Annotated in this window: 1 pseudogene; it reads left to right on the top strand. The window is 65.5% G+C overall.

Annotation, left to right across the window (positions count from 1 at the left end):
- Positions 1-258, top strand: a pseudogene (locus EXE45_RS18910) (DNA cytosine methyltransferase); the annotation flags it as partial.

The raw sequence follows: 258 nt of genomic DNA, 5'->3' as shown, positions 1-258 counted from the left end.
ACGAGCAGCGAGGAGTACGAACGGAAGGCCCGAGAGCGACTCATCGAGCTCGGGCTGTGGGAACCCTCCAACGCCCGCGACGGCGGACAGAGCGGGCTCGAACAGTTTGACGACGGTGACGCCCCGACAGTCGCCGAAGAGAGGGAGACGTATGAGTACGCGTGGGGATTCGACTCCTACTTCGACGGGGAGCGAGCCGACGACGTCGACGACCTCGGCGAGACGTACGAGCGTCGGTTCCGCGTGACGAGTTCCGTC

This window comes from Halorubrum sp. SP9, assembly GCF_005435015.1.
Classification (GTDB): domain Archaea; phylum Halobacteriota; class Halobacteria; order Halobacteriales; family Haloferacaceae; genus Halorubrum; species Halorubrum sodomense.
Note: the sequence above shows the minus strand (reverse complement) of the source record. Positions and strands in the feature narration are given on the sequence as shown.